This is a genomic window from Kitasatospora phosalacinea (genome assembly GCF_030268885.1).
Taxonomy (GTDB): Bacteria; Actinomycetota; Actinomycetes; order Streptomycetales; family Streptomycetaceae; genus Kitasatospora; species Kitasatospora phosalacinea_C.
Map to the genome: position 1 here is coordinate 14985 of NZ_BSSA01000013.1, position 19419 is coordinate 34403.

General features: G+C 73.9%; 10 protein-coding genes. 8 read left to right on the forward strand and 2 right to left on the reverse strand.

What is annotated here, in order from left to right; translation table 11 throughout:
* Positions 1–207: 207 nt before the first annotated feature.
* On the forward strand, positions 208–2988 hold the full coding sequence (secA, locus tag QSK52_RS19600) for a preprotein translocase subunit SecA (protein WP_285737393.1): 2781 nt from the start codon (positions 208–210) through the stop codon (positions 2986–2988).
* 89 nt (positions 2989–3077) lie between these two features.
* On the opposite strand, the gene QSK52_RS19605 is transcribed toward secA, so the two are convergent.
* A complete protein-coding gene (locus QSK52_RS19605) occupies positions 3078–3647 on the reverse strand; it encodes an Rv3235 family protein (protein WP_285737394.1) in 570 nt (189 codons plus the stop codon).
* Positions 3648–3980: 333 nt separating this feature from the next.
* On the opposite strand from QSK52_RS19605, the gene QSK52_RS19610 reads away from it, so the two are divergent.
* The 6 genes from QSK52_RS19610 to QSK52_RS19635 all read left to right on the forward strand — a co-directional run bounded on the left by QSK52_RS19610 (position 3981) and on the right by QSK52_RS19635 (position 14331).
* Positions 3981–4490: a DUF6912 family protein gene (locus tag QSK52_RS19610; protein WP_285737395.1), complete on the forward strand. Its 510-nt coding sequence runs from the start codon at positions 3981–3983 to the stop codon at positions 4488–4490.
* Positions 4491–4696: 206 nt separating this feature from the next.
* Positions 4697–5884 carry an MFS transporter gene (locus tag QSK52_RS19615; protein WP_285737396.1) on the forward strand — a complete coding sequence of 396 codons (1188 nt, stop codon included), beginning with the start codon at positions 4697–4699 and terminating at the stop codon, positions 5882–5884.
* A gap of 32 nt (positions 5885–5916) precedes the next feature.
* Positions 5917–6744: an aldo/keto reductase gene (locus QSK52_RS19620; RefSeq protein WP_285737397.1), complete on the forward strand. Its 828-nt coding sequence runs from the start codon at positions 5917–5919 to the stop codon at positions 6742–6744.
* Positions 6745–6763: 19 nt separating this feature from the next.
* Positions 6764–7420 (forward strand): HAD family hydrolase, encoded by a 657-nt coding sequence (locus QSK52_RS19625; protein ID WP_285737398.1) that lies wholly within the window; start codon positions 6764–6766, stop codon positions 7418–7420.
* A gap of 95 nt (positions 7421–7515) precedes the next feature.
* Positions 7516–9099 carry an aldehyde dehydrogenase family protein gene (locus tag QSK52_RS19630; protein ID WP_285737552.1) on the forward strand — a complete coding sequence of 528 codons (1584 nt, stop codon included), beginning with the start codon at positions 7516–7518 and terminating at the stop codon, positions 9097–9099.
* Between the two features lie 294 nt (positions 9100–9393).
* Positions 9394–14331, forward strand: coding sequence for an NAD-glutamate dehydrogenase (locus QSK52_RS19635; protein ID WP_285737399.1), 4938 nt, complete (start codon positions 9394–9396; stop codon positions 14329–14331).
* 95 nt (positions 14332–14426) lie between these two features.
* Here the strand turns inward: QSK52_RS19635 and QSK52_RS19640 are convergent, their stop codons facing one another.
* A complete protein-coding gene (locus QSK52_RS19640; RefSeq protein WP_285737400.1) occupies positions 14427–17147 on the reverse strand; it encodes an FtsK/SpoIIIE domain-containing protein in 2721 nt (906 codons plus the stop codon).
* A 340-nt stretch (positions 17148–17487) separates the two neighbouring features.
* Here QSK52_RS19640 and QSK52_RS19645 point away from each other — a divergent pair, with 340 nt between their 5' ends.
* Complete coding sequence (locus QSK52_RS19645; RefSeq protein ID WP_285737401.1) at positions 17488–19350, forward strand: serine/threonine-protein kinase; 1863 nt, start codon at positions 17488–17490, stop codon at positions 19348–19350.
* Positions 19351–19419 lie beyond the last annotated feature (69 nt).

Consider the following 19419-nt stretch of genomic DNA (forward strand, 5'->3'; position numbering starts at 1 on the left):
GGCCACGGCACTGACAACCGGCCGTCGGCGAACCGCTTTGACCGTTTGGACCCGGCATCGGCCGATGTGCTCCCAGGGGTGACACAGGAATAGCGTGCTGACGGACCTCCCGGCCGCTCGGGCTCCTCGCATACGATGGCCCGTACGGTGGGGTGCACTCCCCACCGGCAGTCATCCAGAGCCGAATGAGGCAAGGAGCCCGCTCACGTGTCCGTCTTCGACAAGATCCTGCGCGCAGGCGAGGGCAAGATCCTCCGCAAGCTGCAGCGGATTGCCGCCCAGGTCAACTCGATCGAAGAGGACTTCGTCAACCTCACCGACGAAGAGCTGCGCGCACTGACCGACGAGTACAAGTCCCGCCTGGCCGACGGCGAGAGCCTCGACGACCTCCTCCCCGAGGCGTTCGCCACCGTCCGCGAGGCCGCCAAGCGCGTCCTGGGCCAGCGCCACTACGACGTCCAGATCATGGGCGGCGCCGCCCTGCACCTCGGGTACGTCGCGGAGATGCGCACCGGCGAGGGCAAGACCCTGGTCGGCACCCTGCCCGCGTACCTGAACGCGCTGACCGGCAAGGGCGTGCACCTGATCACCGTCAACGACTACCTCGCCGAGCGCGACTCGGAGTGGATGGGCCGGGTGCACCGCTTCCTGGGCCTGGAGGTCGGCGTGATCCTGGCGAACATGTCGCCGGCCGAGCGCAAGCGCCAGTACGCGATGGACATCACGTACGGCACCAACAACGAGTTCGGCTTCGACTACCTGCGCGACAACATGGCGTGGTCGCAGGACGAGCTGGTGCAGCGCGGGCACAACTTCGCGATCGTCGACGAGGTCGACTCGATCCTGATCGACGAGGCCCGCACCCCGCTGATCATCTCCGGCCCGGCGGACCAGGCCACCAAGTGGTACAACGACTTCGCCAAGCTGGTGCAGCGCCTCAAGATCGACCGCGACTACGAGGTCGACGAGAAGAAGCGCACCGTCGGCATCCTGGAGGAGGGCGTCGGCCGGGTCGAGGACTACCTCGGCATCGACAACCTCTACGAGTCGGTGAACACCCCGCTGGTCGGCTTCCTGAACAACGCCATCAAGGCCAAGGAGCTGTACAAGGTCGACAAGGACTACGTCGTCATCAACGGCGAGGTCATGATCGTCGACGAGCACACCGGCCGCATCCTGGCCGGCCGTCGCTACAACGAGGGCATGCACCAGGCGATCGAGGCCAAGGAAGGCGTCGAGGTCCAGAACGAGAACCAGACGCTGGCCACCATCACCCTGCAGAACTTCTTCCGCCTGTACGACAAGCTGTCCGGCATGACCGGTACCGGCACCACCGAGGCGGCCGAGTTCCACCAAATCTACAAGCTCGGCGTCGTCCCGATCCCGACCAACAAGACCCCCAAGCGGATCGACCAGCCCGACCTGATCTACAAGTCGGAGCCGGCCAAGTTCGCCGCCGTGGTCGAGGACATCGCCAAGCGCCACGAGGCGGGCCAGCCGGTCCTGGTCGGCACCGTCTCGGTCGAGAAGTCCGAGTACCTGTCGCAGGAGCTGCGCAAGCGCGGCATCCCGCACGAGGTGCTGAACGCCAAGCACCACGAGCGCGAGGCGCAGATCGTCGCGCAGGCCGGCCGCAAGGGCGCCGTCACCGTCGCCACCAACATGGCCGGCCGCGGCACCGACATCATGCTCGGCGGCAACTCCGAGCACCTGGCCGCCGCCGAGCTGGCGCAGCGCGGCATCACTCCCGAGGAGACCCCGGAGGAGTACGAGGCCCAGTTCCCGGCCGCGCTGGAGAAGGCCAAGGCCGCGGTCAAGGCGGAGCAGGAGGAGGTGCAGGAGATCGGCGGCCTGTACGTCCTGGGCACCGAGCGCCACGAGTCCCGCCGGATCGACAACCAGCTGCGCGGCCGCTCCGGCCGCCAGGGCGACCCGGGCGAGTCCCGGTTCTACCTGTCGCTGGGCGACGACCTGATGCGCCTGTTCAAGGCCGGCATGGTCGAGCGCGTCCTGTCGATGGCGAACGTCCCGGAGGACGTGCCGATCGAGTCGAAGATGGTCACCCGCGCCATCGCCTCCGCGCAGACCCAGGTCGAGCAGCAGAACTTCGAGATCCGCAAGAACGTCCTCAAGTACGACGAGGTCCTCAACCGCCAGCGCGAGGTCATCTACGGCGAGCGCCGCCGCGTCCTGGAGGGCGAGGACCTGCAGGAGCAGGTCGGCCACTTCATGGACGACACCGTCGCCGCGTACGTCAACGCCGCCACCGGCGAGGGCTTCGAGGACGACTGGGACCTCGACAAGCTGTGGACCGCGCTCAAGCAGCTCTACCCGATCCAGCTCGACCTGGACGAGCTGGAGGAGGAGGCCGCGGACAGCGGCGGCCTCACCCCCGAGTTCCTCACCAAGGCCATCCAGGAGGACATCGCCGCCGCGTACGGCCGCCGCGAGGACCAGCTCGGCGAGCAGATCATGCGCGAGCTGGAGCGCCGGGTCGTCCTCTCGGTGCTGGACCGCCGCTGGCGCGAGCACCTCTACGAGATGGACTACCTGCAGGAGGGCATCGCGCTGCGCGCCTACGCCCAGCGCGACCCGCTGGTCGAGTACCAGCGCGAGGGCTTCGACCTGTTCTCCGCGATGATGGAGGGCATCAAGGAGGAGTCCGTCGGCTACCTGTTCAACCTGGAGGTCCAGGTCGAGCAGCAGGTCGAGGAGGTCCCGGTCTCGGACGACGAGCAGGTGCTGCTCGACAAGCTGGAGAAGGACGCCGCCGTCCCGGCCGCCCGCCCGGAGATCCGCGCCAAGGGCCTGGAGGCCCCCGAGCGCAAGAAGCTCCACTACATCGCCCCGTCCGACGAGGTCGGCGGCGGCGTCATCGAGGGCGACTTCGACGAGGACGGGCTGCCCGTCGAGGGCGACGGCCTGACCCGCGCCGAGCGCCGCAAGGCCGCCAAGGCCGCGAAGAGCGGCCGCCGCCGCAAGGCCTGACCGGTCCGCCGGTCGCCGGGGCGCCACTCCCTGCCGGGGGTGGCGCCCCGGTGCGTTCCGGGCGGCTCCCGCGGCCGCCGCGGGGCGCCTCACCGGGTCTCCACGGCCGCGCACTGCCACTGGCCGGTGCGGGTGTGCCGCTCCAGCCGGAACGCCAGCACGTGGTGCCGGGGCCCCAGCTCGACCCGTACGCACGCCTCCACCGCGCCCGGGCCCGGCGCGCAGTCGTGCACCCGGCCCAGCCGCGGACGCAGCACCCGGCCGCGCGGGCGCAGCGGGCCGGTGCGGACCAGCGCCGCGAGCTGGTGGAAGCCCGGCAGCGTGGTGTGCCGCTGCAGCTGGTGCACCGGGCGGGCCCCGCACAGCACCTCCACCAGCCGGTGCGCGAACCGCCCGGCCAGCTCGGCGTGCCCGGTGCTGCCGGGCGCGGCCGTCCGGGGCCGGAACGGCGGGCCGGAGCCGTCGCAGGCCGCCCGCGGGCTGCGGGCGGTGCGGGGCGCGGTCGGTCCGGCCGGGTGCGGTTCCGGGTGCGGGTGGCGCACCGGGCGGCGGGCGGCCGGGCGGACCAGCGGGCGGACCAGCGGGTGGGCCGGGGGGTCGACGGGGTGGTGGGCCGGGGGGACCAGGGGTCCGGGCGTCCGGGTGAGCTGCTCGGTCATCGGGGCCCTCTCGGTGGGGTGCGGGGTGCGGGGTGGGTCGGACGGGCCCATTGCTACCGGGCGGGCGGAGGCCGCTCCAAGGGGGTTTCCCGCGTTCCGGCCGTTCCCGGAAATCCACCCGTACGGGTGGCGGGCCGGTGGTCGCAAGGCCGGTGCGCCCGGTGCGGGGACGGAAGTTGACGCCAGGTCGGGTGCCGGAACGGCCCGTAGGGGGACGCCGGGCGTGACCTGATCGGCGCACCGGGCGGGCGGGCGGACCGGCCATCGCGGGCGGCCGGGCGGGCTGCGTATTCTTGACCCGTCGCACAGTGAGACCGTCAGAAGGGTGCCCCGATGCGCGTGTACGTGCCGACCACGTTGAAGGACCTGGCGGTGGCGCACCCCGAGGGCGTCCTGGAGCAGAGCGTCGCCTACGCGGTGACGCCCGCGCTGCGCGAGTGGTACGTCAGCGACGACCTGGAGGAGCTCGAGTACGCGGCCCTGAACCGGGCGGCCCTCTCCTCCGTCCGCCTGCTGGCCGCCGACCCGGACGCCCCGCGGCGCCGGGTCGTCCTCGCCGTCGAGGTCGCCGACTCCGCGGTGACGCCCTTCCCCGGCGACGAGTACCAGGACCAGGCCTCGCTCGGCCGGGTCGTCCTGGGCGGCCCGGTCCGGCTCGCCAAGGCCGCCGCGGTGCACGCCGACGACACCGACCCCGACGTCCTCGCCGACGTCACCGCCGCGGTCGGCGCGATCGCCGCCGCGGACGGCGGCGACCAGGACGCCCAGTTCACCGTGGACGGCGCGGAGGACCACGAACTGCTCTGGTTCGCGATCCAGGAGATCCCCGGCCTGATCGCCTGACGCCCGCCCGTCCGCCCCGAAGACCCCGCCACGGCCACCCGGCCGGGGCGGGGTCTTCGCGTTGCGGGGCGGGAGGGGAGGACGGCGGGGCGGGGCAGTGAGTTCCGGGGCGCGGGCGCGAGGTTCGTTGCGTTTGCAAGTTTGTGCGTCTGCAATTATTGTCGAAGCACGTAAGGCGCACCGGCAATCACCTGGAGGTCCGTGCCATGCCTCTCGCGCTTCTCGCCCTGGCCATCGGGGCGTTCGGGATCGGTACCACCGAGTTCGTGATCATGGGGCTGCTGCCCGAGGTCGCCTCCGACTTCGGGGTGGGCATCCCGACGGCGGGCCTGCTGGTCACCGGCTACGCGTTCGGCGTGGTGGTCGGGGCGCCGCTGATGACCGTGCTCGGGACCCGGATCAGCCGCAAGCGGATGCTGATGCTGCTGATGGGGCTGTTCGTCGCGGGCAACCTGCTGTCCGCGTTCGCGCCCGGGTTCGGGGCGATGCTGGCGGGGCGGATCGTGGCCTCGCTCGCGCACGGCGCGTTCTTCGGGATCGGGTCGGTGGTCGCTGCCGAGCTGGTCGCGCCGGAGAAGAAGGCCGGCGCGATCGCGACGATGTTCACCGGGCTGACGGTGGCCAACATCGTCGGCGTGCCGCTGGGCACCTTCGTCGGCCAGCAGGTCGGCTGGCGGACCACCTTCGCGGCGGTGGCCGGGCTCGGCGTGGTCGGGCTGCTGGGCATCGCGAAGCTGGTGCCGGAGCTGCCCCGGCCGGAGGGCGCCCACCTGCGGCGGGAGCTGGCGGCGTTCAAGAACGTGCAGGTGGTGCTGGCGATGGGCATGACGGTGCTCGGCTTCGGCGGGGTGTTCGCCGCGATCACCTACATCAAGCCGATGATGACGGAGGTCGCCGGGTTCTCGGAGGGCTCGGTCACCTGGCTGCTGGTGCTGCTCGGGACGGGCATGTTCCTGGGCAACCTGCTGGGCGGCCGGTTCGCCGACCGCCGACTGATGCCGATGCTGTTCACCACGCTGGGCGCGCTGGCCGTCGTGCTCGCGCTGTTCACCGTCACCGCGCACAACGAGGCCACCGCCGCCGTCACCCTGCTGCTGATCGGGGCGCTGGGCTTCGCCACCGTGCCGCCGCTGCAGAAGCGGGTCCTCGACCAGGCGCACGGCGCGCCGACGCTGGCCTCGGCCGTCAACATCGGAGCATTCAACCTGGGCAACGCGCTGGCCGCGTGGCTCGGCGGGGCCGTGATCAGCGCCGGGTACGGCTACACCGCCCCGAACTGGGTGGGCGCGCTGCTGGCCGCCTCCGCGCTGGTGCTGGCCCTGGTCTCCGCCGCCCTGGAGCGCCGGGAGCAGGCCGCCCCCGCAGCCGTCCGCGTCCCCGCACTGCACTCCTGAACAACCTCGAACTCCCGTACTGGAGAAGGAACATGAGCACCACCGTCCCCAACGTCACCCTCAACAACGGCGTCGAGATGCCGCAGCTCGGCTTCGGCGTCTTCCAGGTCCCGGACGAGGAGACCACCGCGGCCGTCGCCGCCGCGCTGGAGGCCGGGTACCGCAGCGTCGACACCGCGGCGGTCTACGGCAACGAGCGCGGGGTCGGCAAGGCGCTGGCCGCCTCCGGGCTGCCGCGCGAGGAGCTGTTCGTCACCACCAAGCTGTGGAACGCCGACCAGGGCCACGACGCCACGCTGCGGGCCTTCGACGCCAGCCTCGACAAGCTGGGCCTGGAGTACGTCGACCTGTACCTGATCCACTGGCCCACCCCGGCCCGGGACCTGTACGCCGAGTCCTGGAGGGCCATCGAGCGCCTCGCCGCCGAGGGCCGGATCCGCGCCGCGGGCGTCTCCAACTTCCAGCCCGCGCACCTGACCCGGCTGATCGAGGCGGGCGGACTCGTCCCCGCCGTCAACCAGGTCGAGCTGCACCCCGGCCTCCAGCAGGCCGAGCTGCGCGCCTTCCACGCCGCGCACGGCATCGTCACCGAGGCGTGGAGCCCGCTCGCCCAGGGCGCCGTGCTGGACGACCCGGCGGTCACCGCGATCGCCGCGCGCACCGGCAAGTCCCCGGCCCAGGTGGTGCTGCGCTGGCACCTGCAGCTCGGCAACGTGGTCATCCCCAAGTCGGTCACCCCGGCCCGGATCCGGCAGAACCTGGACGTCTTCGACTTCGCGCTCACCGAGGACGACCTGGCCGCGATCGCCGCCTCCGACCGCGGCCTGCGCACCGGCCCGGACCCGGACGCCTTCAACTGACCGCGCGTACCCTTGCCGGGTGCGTACACACATAGTCTGGGACTGGAACGGCACCCTGCTGTCGGACATGGCGGCCGTGGTGGGGGCGAGCAACGCCGCCTTCGCCACGGTCGGCATCGCGCCGATGACGCTGGAGGAGTACCGGGCGCAGTACGAGATCCCGATCCCGCGGTTCTACGAGCGGTTGATGGGGCGGATGCCGAGCCCGGCCGAGTGGCTGGCGCTGGACGACGCGTTCCACGTCAAGTACACGGAGCTGTTCCCGGAGTGCGGGCTGACCCCGGGCGTCGAGGCGCTGCTGGAGGGGTGGACGGCGGCCGGTCGCAGCCAGTCGGTGCTGTCGATGTACGAGCACGCGAAGCTCGTCCCGGCCGTGGACGCGTTCGGTCTGACCCGGCACTTCCTGCGGGTGGACGGGCGGCGCGGCGCGGCCGGCGGGCGCAAGGCCGGGGAGCTGGCGGTGCACCTGGAGGCGATGGGCGGGGCGATCGACCGCGGGCGGACGGTGCTGATCGGGGACGCCGCGGACGACGCCGAGGCGGCGCTCGCGGCGGGCATCAAGTCGGTGCTGTACACCGGGGGTTCGCACACCCGGGAGAAGCTGGTGCACCTCGGCGTTCCGGTGGTGGACTCGCTCGCGGAGGCCGTCGCGGTGGCGGAGGAACTCGCCGGGTAGGCGTGTCACGGCGCGGCGGCGGGGGCGGGCGCGTTCAGGGTGGGGGGAGCAGTACGAGGCAGCCGACCCCTAGGGAGCACCCCCGCACCATGCCGATCGACGCGGTCACCACCGTCCCCGCCCCCGTCCCCGAGCCGCCCCGCGGGTACGCGCCGGGCAGTGCCGAACGGGCCCGGCTGGTGCGGAGAATGGACGAGCTCGCCGGGCGGCACACCTCGCTGCCGATGGTGGTCGGCGGGGAGCGCAGGCTCGGCGGCGGAGAGCGGACTGAGCTGGTGCAGCCGCACCACCACGCGGCGAAGCTCGGCGTGCTGGGCGAGGCGACGGCCGCCGACGTGCGGGCCGCGGTGGACGCGGCGCTGGCGGCGGGGGAGGGCTGGCGGCAGCTGTCCTTCGACGACCGGGCGGCGGTGCTGCTGCGCGCCGCGGACCTGCTGGCCGGGCCGTGGCGGGAGACGCTGGTGGCGGCGACCGTGCTCGGGCAGTCGAAGAGCGTGCAGCAGGCCGAGGCCGACGCGGTGTGCGAACTGGCCGACCGCTGGCGCTCCGACGTGCACGCCGCCCGCCGGGTGCTGGCCGAGCAGCCGCGCTCCGGGCCCGGGGGGTGGAGCCGGGCCGACCACCGCCCGCTGGAGGGCTTCGTCTGCGCGCTCACCCCGTCCGGCTCCACCGCGGCCGCCGGGAGCCTGCCCACCGCGCCCGCCCTGCTGGGCAACACGGTGGTGTGGAAGCCCGCGCCCGCCCAGACCCTGGCCGCGCACCTGACGCTGCTGCTGCTGGAGGAGGCCGGACTGCCGCCCGGGGTGGTCAACCTGGTCACCGGCGGCGGGCAGGCGGTGGGCGAGGTGGCGCTGCGCGACCCGGCGCTGGCCGGGGTGCACTTCGCCGGGTCGACCGCCGTGCTGCAGCGGCTGTGGCGGGAGGTCGGCGCGAACATCGCCCGCTACCGCGGCTACCCGCGGATCGTCGGCACGGCCGGCGGCGGCCGGGACTTCCTGCTCGCCCACCCCTCGGCCGACCCGTCGGCGGTGCGCACCGCGCTGATCCGCGGCGCCTTCGAGCACCAGGGCCAGGGCCGCTCCGCGCTGTCCCGGGCGTACCTGCCGCGCGAGCTGTGGCGGCGGATCCGGGCGGACCTGCTCGGCGAGGTGGACGAGCTGGCGGTCGGCGACGTCAGCGACCTGAGCAACTTCATGGGCGCGCTGATCGACCGGCGGGCCTTCGACGCGGCCGTGGACGCGGTCGAGCGGGCGAAGGCCGACCCGGGGGTGCAACTGCTGGCGGGCGGCCAGTACGACGACGCGATCGGCTGGTTCGTCCGGCCCACCGTGCTGCTCGGCGGCACCGACCGGTACGGCGGCGCCGGGCCGCTGCTGGCCGTGCAGGTGTACGAGGACGCCCGCTGGGAGGAGGCGTTGGAGCTGGTCGCCCGGGAGGCCCCGGCCGGCGACCCGGCCGGCGGCTCGGTGTTCGGGCGGGAGCGGTCGGCGCTGGCCGGGGCGGTGGAGCGGCTGCGCTTCGCCGCGGGCGACCTGCGGGTCAACGGGGAGCCGTCCGCGGACGGCGGCGCGGACGCGGCCCGCGACCTGCTGCGCTGGACGTCCACCCGCTCGATCAGGGAGACGTTCACCCCGCCGACGGACTACGTCCACCCGCACATGGAGTGGTCACCCGAATGACGGACACCGAAACGGAAAGGCGTTGGACAAGGTGTCCAGGAAGGTTGGATCTTCCTGCGGGATTGTGCCTCGGTGTCCCCTGACACCTTCGTTTCGTCAGGCTAGGCTGACGGCGTCGCCGGTTATCGGTCAGGCAGGCCAAACGTGCTGTCGTACCCGGGCGGAACGCGACTCATGCGTGCCGTGAGCGCTTTTCACCCCTCGCGTACGGGAGGATTGCCGTGACGGGGCCCGGCGGTGCACCCACAGTCATCACCGAGTCACGCAACGGCGCGCGACAGGAGCCAAACAGCCATGCAGACCAAGCTGGACGCAGCCAAGGCCGACCTGCTCAGGAAAGCAGCAGCAGCCGCTGAGAACAGCCAGGTGGGGGGAGCGGCGCCGGGGGAGGGCCTGAGCAACGGTGCTCTGGCCGCTTACCTGCACCACTACTACCTCCACACCGCCCCCGAGGACGTGATCAACCGGGACCCGGTGGACGTGTACGGGGCCGCGGCCTCCCACTACCGGCTGGGCCTCAAGCGCCCGCAGGGCACCGCCGAGGTCCGGGTGCACACCCCGAGCGTCGAGGAGAACGGCTGGTCCTGCGGCCACACCGTGGTCGAGGTCGTCACCGACGACATGCCGTTCCTGGTCGACTCGGTCACCAACGAGCTGACCCGCCTGGACCGCGCCATCCACCTGGTCGTGCACCCCCAGCTCGCCGTGCGCCGCGACATCACCGGCAAGCTGCTGGAGATCCTCGACACCGACGCGTGCAACCGCGCCCAGGCCGGGGGCGCCGAGCTGCCCGCCGACGCCGTGGTCGAGTCCTGGATGCACATCGAGATCGACCGGGAGACCGACCGCGAGGACCTGCGCACCCTGGAGACCGGTCTGCGCCGGGTGCTGGGCGACGTCCGCGAGGTCGTCGAGGACTGGTCGAAGATGCGCGACTCCGCGCTCCGGCTGGCCGACGAGCTCGCCGAGCAGCCCCCCGCGCACCTGCCCGAGCAGGAGGTCGGCGAGGCCTGGGAGCTGATGCGCTGGCTGGCCGACGACCACTTCACCTTCCTCGGCTACCGCGAGTACGACCTGGTCGAGCACGAGGGCGAGGAGGTCCTCAAGGCCGTCGCGGGCACCGGCCTGGGCATCCTGCGCGCCGACCCGCTCAGCCACGACACCGACCACCACCCGGTCTCCGAGGCCTTCGGCCGGCTCTCCGCCCCCGTCCGCGCCAAGGCGCACGAGAAGAAGCTGCTGGTCCTCACCAAGGCCAACAGCCGTGCCACCGTGCACCGCACCGCGTACCTCGACTACGTCGGCGTGAAGAAGTTCAACGCGGCGGGCGAACCGGTCGGCGAGCGCCGCTTCCTCGGCCTGTTCTCCTCCGCCGCGTACACCGAGTCGGTCACCCGGATCCCGGTGGTGCGCCGCAAGGTGCAGGAGGTCATGAACGGGGCGGGCTTCTCCGGCGACAGCCACGACGGGCGCGACCTGCTCCAGATCATGGAGACCTTCCCGCGCGACGAGATGTTCCAGACCGCCGCCGCCGAGCTCCAGTCGATCGCCACCAGCGTCCTGTACCTGCAGGAGCGCCGCCGGCTGCGGCTGTTCCTGCGCCAGGACGAGTACGGCCGCTACTACTCGGCGTACGTCTACCTGCCGCGCGACCGCTACACCACCCGGATCCGGCTCGCCCTCACCGACATCCTGAAGACCGAGCTGAGCGGCGACACCATCGACTACACGGTGTACGCCACCGAGTCGGTCCTCACCCGCCTGCACTTCGTCGTCCGGGTCGCCCCCGGCACCGAGCTGCCGCAGCTGTCCGACGCCGACATCGAGCGGATCGAGAACCGGCTCGCCGAGGCCGCCCGGTTCTGGATGGACGGCTTCAACGACCAGCTGCAGAGCGAGTTCGGCGAGGAGAAGGCCGCCGAGCTGTCCCACAAGTACGCCACCGCCTTCCCCGACGGCTACCGCGCCGACTTCCCGCCGCGCACCGCCGTCGCCGACCTCAAGCAGATCGAGTCGCTCAGCGGCGAGGGCGACTTCCGGCTCAACCTGTACCAGCCGGTCGGCGCGGGCGACGACGAGCGCCGCTTCAAGATCTACCGGGTCGGCGGCCCGATCTCGCTCACCGAGGTCCTGCCCGTCCTGCAGCGCCTGGGCGTCGAGGTCCTCGACGAGCACCCGTACGCGCTGCGCCGCACCGACGGCACCACCGCCTGGGTGGTCGACTTCGGCCTCAAGCTCCGCGAGGGCACCGACCTCACCGAGGAGGACCGCGAGCGCTTCCAGGACACCTTCTCCGCGACCTGGCTCGGCCAGGCCGAGAACGACGGCTTCAACGAGCTCGTCCTCACCGCCAAGCTGACTTGGCGCCAGGCCGTGGTGCTGCGCGCGTACGCCAAGTACCTGCGCCAGGCGGGCTCCACGTTCTCCCAGGACTACATGGAGGACGCGCTCCGCAACAACACCCACACCACCCGGCTGCTGGTCAACCTGTTCGAGGCCCGGCTCTCGCCCAGCCACCAGTCCGGCAGCGAGGAGCTCACCGAGGGCATCCTGGAGGAGCTCGCGGGCGCCCTGGACGAGGTCGTCTCGCTGGACGAGGACCGCATCCTGCGCTCCTTCCTGCACCTGATCAAGGCCACCCTGCGGACCAACTTCTTCCAGCACGACAGCGAGGGCCGCTGGCACTCGTACGTGTCGATGAAGTTCGACCCCAAGGCCATCCCCGACCTGCCCGCGCCGCGCCCCGCCTTCGAGATCTGGGTGTACTCGCCCCGGGTCGAGGGCGTGCACCTGCGCTTCGGCAAGGTCGCCCGCGGCGGCCTGCGCTGGTCCGACCGGCGCGAGGACTTCCGCACCGAGATCCTCGGCCTGGTCAAGGCCCAGATGGTCAAGAACACCGTCATCGTGCCGGTCGGCGCCAAGGGCGGCTTCGTCGCCAAGCAGCTGCCCGACCCGTCGGTGGACCGCGACGCCTGGCTCGCCGAGGGCATCGCCTCGTACAAGACCTTCATCTCCGCGCTGCTCGACATCACCGACAACCTGGTCGCGGGCGAGGTCGTGCACCCGGTCGACGTGGTGCGCCACGACGAGGACGACACCTACCTGGTGGTCGCCGCCGACAAGGGCACCGCGACCTTCTCCGACATCGCCAACGGCGTGGCCGAGCAGTACGGCTTCTGGCTCGGCGACGCGTTCGCCTCCGGCGGCTCGGCGGGCTACGACCACAAGGGCATGGGCATCACCGCCCGCGGCGCCTGGGAGTCCGTCAAGCGCAACTTCCGCGAACTCGGCCTCGACACCCAGTCCGAGGACTTCACCGTCATCGGCATCGGCGACATGTCCGGCGACGTGTTCGGCAACGGCATGCTGCTGTCCGAGCACATCCGGCTGGTCGCCGCGTTCGACCACCGGCACATCTTCCTCGACCCGAACCCGGACGCGGCCGTCTCGCACGCCGAGCGCCGCCGCCTGTTCGACCTGCCGCGCAGCTCCTGGGACGACTACGACAAGTCGCTGATCTCGGCCGGCGGCGGCGTCTACCCGCGCTCCGCCAAGGCCATCCAGCTCTCCGCGCAGGTCCGCGAGCGGCTCGGCATCGACGCCGCCAAGCTCACCCCGGCCGAGCTGATGAAGGCCATCCTGCAGGCCCCCGTCGACCTGTTCTGGAACGGCGGCATCGGCACCTACGTCAAGGCCGCCACCGAGACCAACGCCGAGGTCGGCGACAAGGCCAACGACGCGATCCGGGTCAACGGCGGCGACGTCCGCGCCCGGGTCATCGGCGAGGGCGGCAACCTCGGCTGCACCCAGCTCGGCCGGATCGAGTTCGCCTCCAGCGGCGGCCCCGAGGGCACCGGCGGCTGGATCGACACCGACGCCATCGACAACTCGGCCGGCGTCGACACCTCCGACCACGAGGTGAACATCAAGATCCTGCTCAACCAGGTCGTCGCCGACGGCGACATGACGGTCAAGCAGCGCAACGCCCTGCTCGCCGAGATGACCGACGAGGTCGGCCACCTCGTGCTGCGCAACAACTACGCGCAGAACGTCGTCCTGGCCAACGCCGTCGCCCAGGCCGCCAGCATGGTCAACGTGCACGCCCGCATGATCAACCGGCTGGAGTCAAACGGACAGCTCGACCGGGCCCTGGAGTACCTGCCCACCGAGAAGCAGATCCGCGAGCGCCAGCAGGCCGGGCGCGGCCTGTCCCAGCCCGAGCTGTCGGTGCTGCTCGCCTACACCAAGATCACCCTGGCCGACGAGCTGCTCGCCACCGACCTGCCCGACGACCCGTACTTCCGGGACGTGCTGCACGCGTACTTCCCCAGCGCGCTGCGGGCCCGCTTCGCCGAGCAGATCGACCACCACCCGCTGCGCCGCGAGATCATCACCACCCTGATCGTCAACGACACGATCAACCGCGGCGGCTGCACCTTCGCGTTCCGGCTCCGCGAGGAGACCGGCGCGACCATGGAGGAGATCGCCCGCACCCACGCCGCGGCCCGCGCCGTCTTCGGCCTGGAGCAGATCTGGGACCAGATCGAGCGCCTCGACAACCGGGTCGCCGCCGGCGTCCAGACCAAGATGCGGCTGCACGCCCGCCGCCTGGTCGAGCGCGCCACCCGGTGGATGCTCAACAACCGGCAGCCGCTCGACATCGCCGACACCATCGCGTTCTTCCACGACCGGGTCAACCAGGTCTGGGACGCGCTGCCCAAGCCGCTGGTCGGCGAGGACCTCGCCTGGTTCCAGTCCGTCCACCGGGAGCTGTCCGCGGCCGGCGTCCCCGACGAGCTCGCCACCCGGATCGCCGGGCTGTCCTCCGCGTTCCCGACCCTCGACATCGTCGGCGTCGCGGACCGCTCGGACACCGACGTGATGGAGGTCGCCGAGCTGTACTACGACCTCGGCGACCGGCTCCAGATCAGCCACCTGCTCGACCGCGTCATCGACCTGCCGCGCACCGACCGGTGGTCCTCGATGGCCCGCGCCGCGATCCGCGAGGACCTGTTCGCCGCGCACGCCGCCCTCACCGCGGACGTGCTCGCCGCCGGGCCGGCCGGGTCCAGCCCCGAGGAGCGCTACACGGCCTGGGCCGAGCTCAACAGCACCCTGCTCAGCCGGGCCCGCACCACGCTCGACGACATAAGGGGTTCGGACAACTACGAGCTGTCCAGCCTCTCCGTCGCCATGCGGGTGATCCGCACGCTGCTGCGCAACGGCCGCTGAGGCGGCGGAGGTCCGGAGGCCGGCCGGGGGCCGGGAGCGAGAACTCGCTCCCGGCCCCCGGCCGTTGGGCGGGCGGGCCCCGACGGGCCCGCCCGTCAGCTCTCCGTCGCGCGGCGCAGGGCGGAGGCGAGCAGGGCCAGGTCGGTGGGGCCGTTGCCGAGTTCGCGGACGGGGCGGGGCGAGGGCGCGGCGCCGTGGTCCTCCAGGCGCTGGGCGACGACGGTGGGGCGGAGCGTCGCGGTGCGGGGGATGCGGCCGCTGACCCGGGCGCCCTGGAAGGCGGTGACCGCGCCGTCCGGGCGGCGCAGGTAGCCGCGGCCGGGGGTGGTGCCGGGGAGGGCGGCGGCGTCGGGCAGGTGGACCAGCAGGTCGGAGTCGCCGGACTGCTCGGTGCGCAGGGCGATCCGCAGCTGCGCGGCCTCGTCGACCTCGGTGCCCGCGGTGCTCTCGGGCGAGCCGGTCGCGGCGATCACGTGCACGCCGAGCCGGGCGCCGTGCACCGCCACGGAGGCCAGCGCGCGGGCCAGCGGGCGGCCGCCCGGGGAGGCGGGGCCCAGCAGCGCGTCGTAGTCGTCGACCAGGACGACCAGCCGGGGCGGGGCGGGGTCGGCCGGGGGCGCGTCGGGGGAGCGGCGGGGCTCGACGACGCGGACCTGCGCGGTGGCGTCCGCGGCGGCGGGGCCGCCGACCAGGGCGGGGGTCTTGTCGAGGGCGAGGGCCCGCCGGGTGTGCCACTCGGTGAAGGTCAGGCCGTCGAACAGGGCTTCGCGGTGGGCGAGTTCGTCACTGAGCCGCTCGGCGGCCAGCAGCGCGCCGCGCGGGTCCTCGGCGGCGTTGACGTGGCCGGTGACGTGCGGGAGGTCGGTGCAGCCGGCCAGGCCGCCGTCCTCGGCGCGGTCCCCGTCGACCATCAGCAGGGCGAGGCGGTCGGGGCGTTCGGCGACGGCGAGCGAGGCGGCGAGGCTGCGCAGCAGTTCGGACTTGCCGGAGCCGGGGCCGCCGCCGATCAGCAGGTGGTCGCCGTCCTCGGCGAGGTCCACGGTGCAGTCCTCCTCGCCGTCGGCGGTGCGGGCGGTGCCGAGCAGGGCGGTGGCGCCGCCCGCCCCGGCGGGCAGCGACTGCCAGCCCTCGGCGAGCCGGGCGGGGGAGAGCGATTCGGCGCGCAGCAGGTCGAGCAGGCGCAGCGCCTCGGGCAGCGGGCCGCGCGGCGGCGCCTCGGTGTCGGCCTCGGCGAGCGGGGCGAGGGTGCGGGCCAGGCGCTCGGCCCAGGCCGGGGAGACCGCGTCGAGGGCGACGTCGGTGAGGCGCTCGCGGGTGCCGTTGGCGGGGCGGTCGAGGGTGAGGCGGGTGGAGACCTCGCCGGTGACCACGCCGAGCGCGCCGAGGCCGGTGGGGAGCTCCTCGGGGGCCTCGGCGAGGCAGAGGACGAAGACCCCGGCCGCGGGGCCCTGCCGCAGCAGCAGGCCGAGGGCGTGCCGCCCGGCGTCGGTGCCCGGGTCCCCGTCGACCAGGACGACGGTGGCGGGCGGCCCGGCGGTGGCGGCGGCGAGTTCGGTGAGCCGGGCCTCGGCCTGTTCGGGGCCGAGGCCGTACAGCAGGCGGCAGGCCTGGCCGTGGGCGGGGCGCAGGTGCGGGAGCCACTGGGCCCAGGCCCAGTCCTCGGCGGGCCGGTCGGCGCTGACCACGACCAGGGCGAGGCCGCTGGGCGGGTGCAGGGCGGCGAGCTGGGCGAGGGCGGCGCGGGCCAGGCCGGTGAGGCGGTGCCGGGGCCCGGCCAGGCCGAGGCTGCCCGCGGTCTGCAGGTCGACGGTGACCGGGACGGCGGGCAGCAGGCTGCCGGGGGCGGTGCCGGGGCCGCCGGGCAGGTCGGCGGTGCCGAGCCGGAGGGTGAGCGCGTCGGGGTGGTCGGGGCCGCGCTCCCACAGCCGGGGGCCGGTGCCGAGCGCGGTGAGCAGCAGGGCGGCCGGGTCGGGCCAGCGTTCGCGCTGGTTGGCGGCCTGGCGCAGGCGGGCGGCGTCGTGCTGGCGGCCGGGGTCGGCGGCGGCCGGTTCGGCCTTGCCGCGGCGCAGCCAGCGGCTGCCGCGCCCGGCGGCGGGGGCCGGTTCGGGCTCGGCGGCGGGGGGCGCGGCGGCGCGGCCGTGGGCGCTGCGGGCGCCGGTGCGCGGGGCGAGCCGGATCCGGCCCTCGCCGTCGGGCGCGGTGGGGCGGGCCGCTATGCCCTCGGCGCGGGCGAGCTGGAGGGTGGACTCGCCGATCCGCAGCAGGGCGCCGGGGGCGATGTCGGCGCCGTCCTCCGGCAGCCAGTGCTCGTCGAGGCGGGTGCCGTTGGTGGAGCCGAGGTCCCGTACGGTGGCGCGGCCGTCGGCGGTCAGGTGCAGGGAGAGGTGCAGGCGGGAGACGTCGGGGTCGTCGACCGGCACGTCGGCCTCGGTGGAGCGGCCGATCCGGATCAGTTCGCCGTGCAGGCGGTGGACGCCGCCCGCGTCGGGGCCGCCGACCACGCGCAGTTCGGCGGCGGCGGGCCCGTCGGCGGCCTCGGCCTCCGGGTCGGGTTCGCCGAGGGCGAGGACCGCGCCGTCCACCAGCGGGGGGTGGCCGAGCGGGGTCTGCTCGTCCAGCCGCCGTTCCCCGTCGTAGAGGTGGACGTGCGTGGCGGAGCGGGCGCCGCGGACGCCGACCGCGCCGGCCAGGGCGGTGGCGACGGCGCCGAGCACGGTGCCGACCGGCGCGGTGACCAGTACGTCGGCGGCGGTGCCGGCGCTGCCGGGGGCGGCCGGGCCGCTGCGCGGTCGAAGGACGGTGAGCCGGATCTGCATCTCGCCCGGGGTCCCTTCTGCACACGTGTGGTGCCTGCCATCCTGCCACTCGGGACGGACAGTCCGCGCACGGTACCGGATTTGACGATCTTGCGATCATCGCCATGGTGAATCCGACGGCACATCAGGTCAAGGACGCCCGGTCGCCCCGCCGCCCGACCGCGCGCGGCCCGGCCGGGGAACACCTCGGAAACCCGCGCGGGCACCGTTAGAGTTGCCGAAAATACGGAGTCCGCCCGGCCGGGAGGGCTCCTCAGGCCCCGGCGCCGTTCACGGGAACGGGGGAGTGCCGGAACGCGGCCCCGGCAGCGGGCGCCGGGTGACCGAACGGAGTGCACAGGTGCGGCCTGTCGGCAGCAAGTACGTGTTGGAGGAGAGCCTCGGGCGCGGCGCGACCGGAACGGTCTGGCGCGGCCGGGTGCGCGAGGACGCCGCGGTGCCGGGCCTGGTGCCCGGGCAGGCGGTCGCGGTCAAGGTGCTGCGCGAGGAGCTCGCCGCCGACCCGGACGTGGTGATGCGCTTCCTGCGCGAGCGCTCCGTCCTGCTCCGGCTGACCCACCCCAACATCGTCCGCACCCGCGACCTGGTGGTCGAGGGCGAGCTGCTCGCCCTGGTGATGGACCTGGTCGACGGCCCCGACCTGTACCGCTACCTGCGCGAGTCCGGCCCGCTGTCGCCGATCGCGGGCTCGCTGCTGATGGCCCAGGTCGCCGACGCGCTGGCCGCCAGCCACGCCGACGGCGTCGTGCACCGGGACCTCAAGCCCGCCAACGTGCTGCTGGCCACCCTCGCGGTGGACGGCGACGAGCGGATGCACCCGATGCTCACCGACTTCGGCATCGCCCGGCTCGCCGACTCCCCGGGCATCACCCGCACCCACGAGTTCGTCGGCACCCCCGCGTACGTCGCCCCCGAGTCCGCCGAGGGCCGCCCGCAGACCGCCGCGGTGGACGTCTACGGCGCGGGCATCATGCTGTACGAACTGGTCACCGGCCGCCCGCCGTTCCAGGGCGACAACCCGCTGGCGGTCCTGCAGGCGCACCTCGCGCAGGAGCCGCAGCGCCCCCGCACCATGCCCGAGCCGCTGTGGACGGTGGTCGAGCGCTGCCTGCGCAAGGACCCGGCCCAGCGCCCCACCGCCACCTCGCTGGCCCAGGCGCTGCGGGTGGTCGCCGCCGGGGTCGGCGTGCACTCCGCCCCGGCCGCGGTGGACGCCGCGCTGGCCGTCGGCGACCTGCTGGTGCCCGACCCGGCGCTGGCCGCCGCCGCGCCCGTCGCCGCCCCGCACGAGGCCACGCTGGCGGGCGTCGGGTACGACCCGGCCGCCGCGACCCAGGTGATGGCGCACCGGCCGCCGGTGCCCGGGGCCGAGGACCGCACCCAGCTGATGAGCCCGCAGCCGCCCGCCGCCGCGCCCGCCGCGCCGTCCGGGGACCGCACCCGGGTGATGCCCGCGATGCCGCCCGGCCCGGAGCAGGCCCCCGCCCGGCCGGAGGACCCGCACCCCTGGCAGACCCAGCTGCGCGCCGCCCGGGACCGCAACGCGCAGACCCGGATCGGCCACTTCGAGCCGGAGGACCTGGGCGAGCCGCAGGTCGCCCCGCGCCCCTACCAGGCCGGCCAGTACCCGCAGCAGGGCCAGTACCCGCAGCAGGGGCAGGGCGGCCGTCCGCCGGTCGCCCCGCCGCCCTACCAGGGCCAGCCGGGCCGCCCTCCGCAGGACGGCCGCTACGCCCCGCAGCAGGGCCCGTACCGGCCCCACCAGCCGCAGCAGCAGCACCCCCAGCCGCCGCAGGGCCGCTACCCGCAGCAGGGGCAGGGCGGCCGTCCGCCGGTCGCCCCGCCGCCGTACCAGGCCCAGCAGGCGCCGCAGTCCGCCCCGCCCGGCGCCTACGGCGGGCAGCCGCCGGGCTACGGCGCCCCGCAGCGCCGCCCCGAGCCCGCGCCGCCGCGCCACCAGGAGCCGCCGCGCCGGGAGCCGGAGCCCGCCCGCGAGGCGCCCCGGGAGCGGGAGCCGCGCCGCCGCAGCCCCAACCGGATGCGGATCCCCGGCCTGGGCTGCCTCAAGGGCTGCCTGCTGGTGCTGGTGGTGCTGGCGCTGGGCTGCCTGGCGCTGTGGAACTTCACGCCGCTGCCGCACTACTGGGACAACGTGGTCGGCTGGTACCACACCGCGAGCGACTGGGTCACCAGCCACACCTGACCTCCCGGGGGACCGGACGGCCGGTCCGGGAGGCGGAATTGACGCTTTGTCGACAATCCCGCGAAATTC

Bases quoted from the DNA above. Each gene is read 5' to 3' on its own strand.
- QSK52_RS19615 (WP_285737396.1), top strand. From the start codon at position 4,697: ATGCCTCTCGCGCTTCTCGCCCTGGCCATCGGGGCGTTCGGGATCGGT.
- QSK52_RS19635 (WP_285737399.1), top strand. From the start codon at position 9,394: ATGCAGACCAAGCTGGACGCAGCCAAGGCCGACCTGCTCAGGAAAGCA.
- QSK52_RS19605 (WP_285737394.1), bottom strand. From the start codon at position 3,647: ATGACCGAGCAGCTCACCCGGACGCCCGGACCCCTGGTCCCCCCGGCC.
- QSK52_RS19620 (WP_285737397.1), top strand. From the start codon at position 5,917: ATGAGCACCACCGTCCCCAACGTCACCCTCAACAACGGCGTCGAGATG.
- QSK52_RS19640 (WP_285737400.1), bottom strand. From the start codon at position 17,147: ATGCAGATCCGGCTCACCGTCCTTCGACCGCGCAGCGGCCCGGCCGCC.
- QSK52_RS19610 (WP_285737395.1), top strand. From the start codon at position 3,981: ATGCGCGTGTACGTGCCGACCACGTTGAAGGACCTGGCGGTGGCGCAC.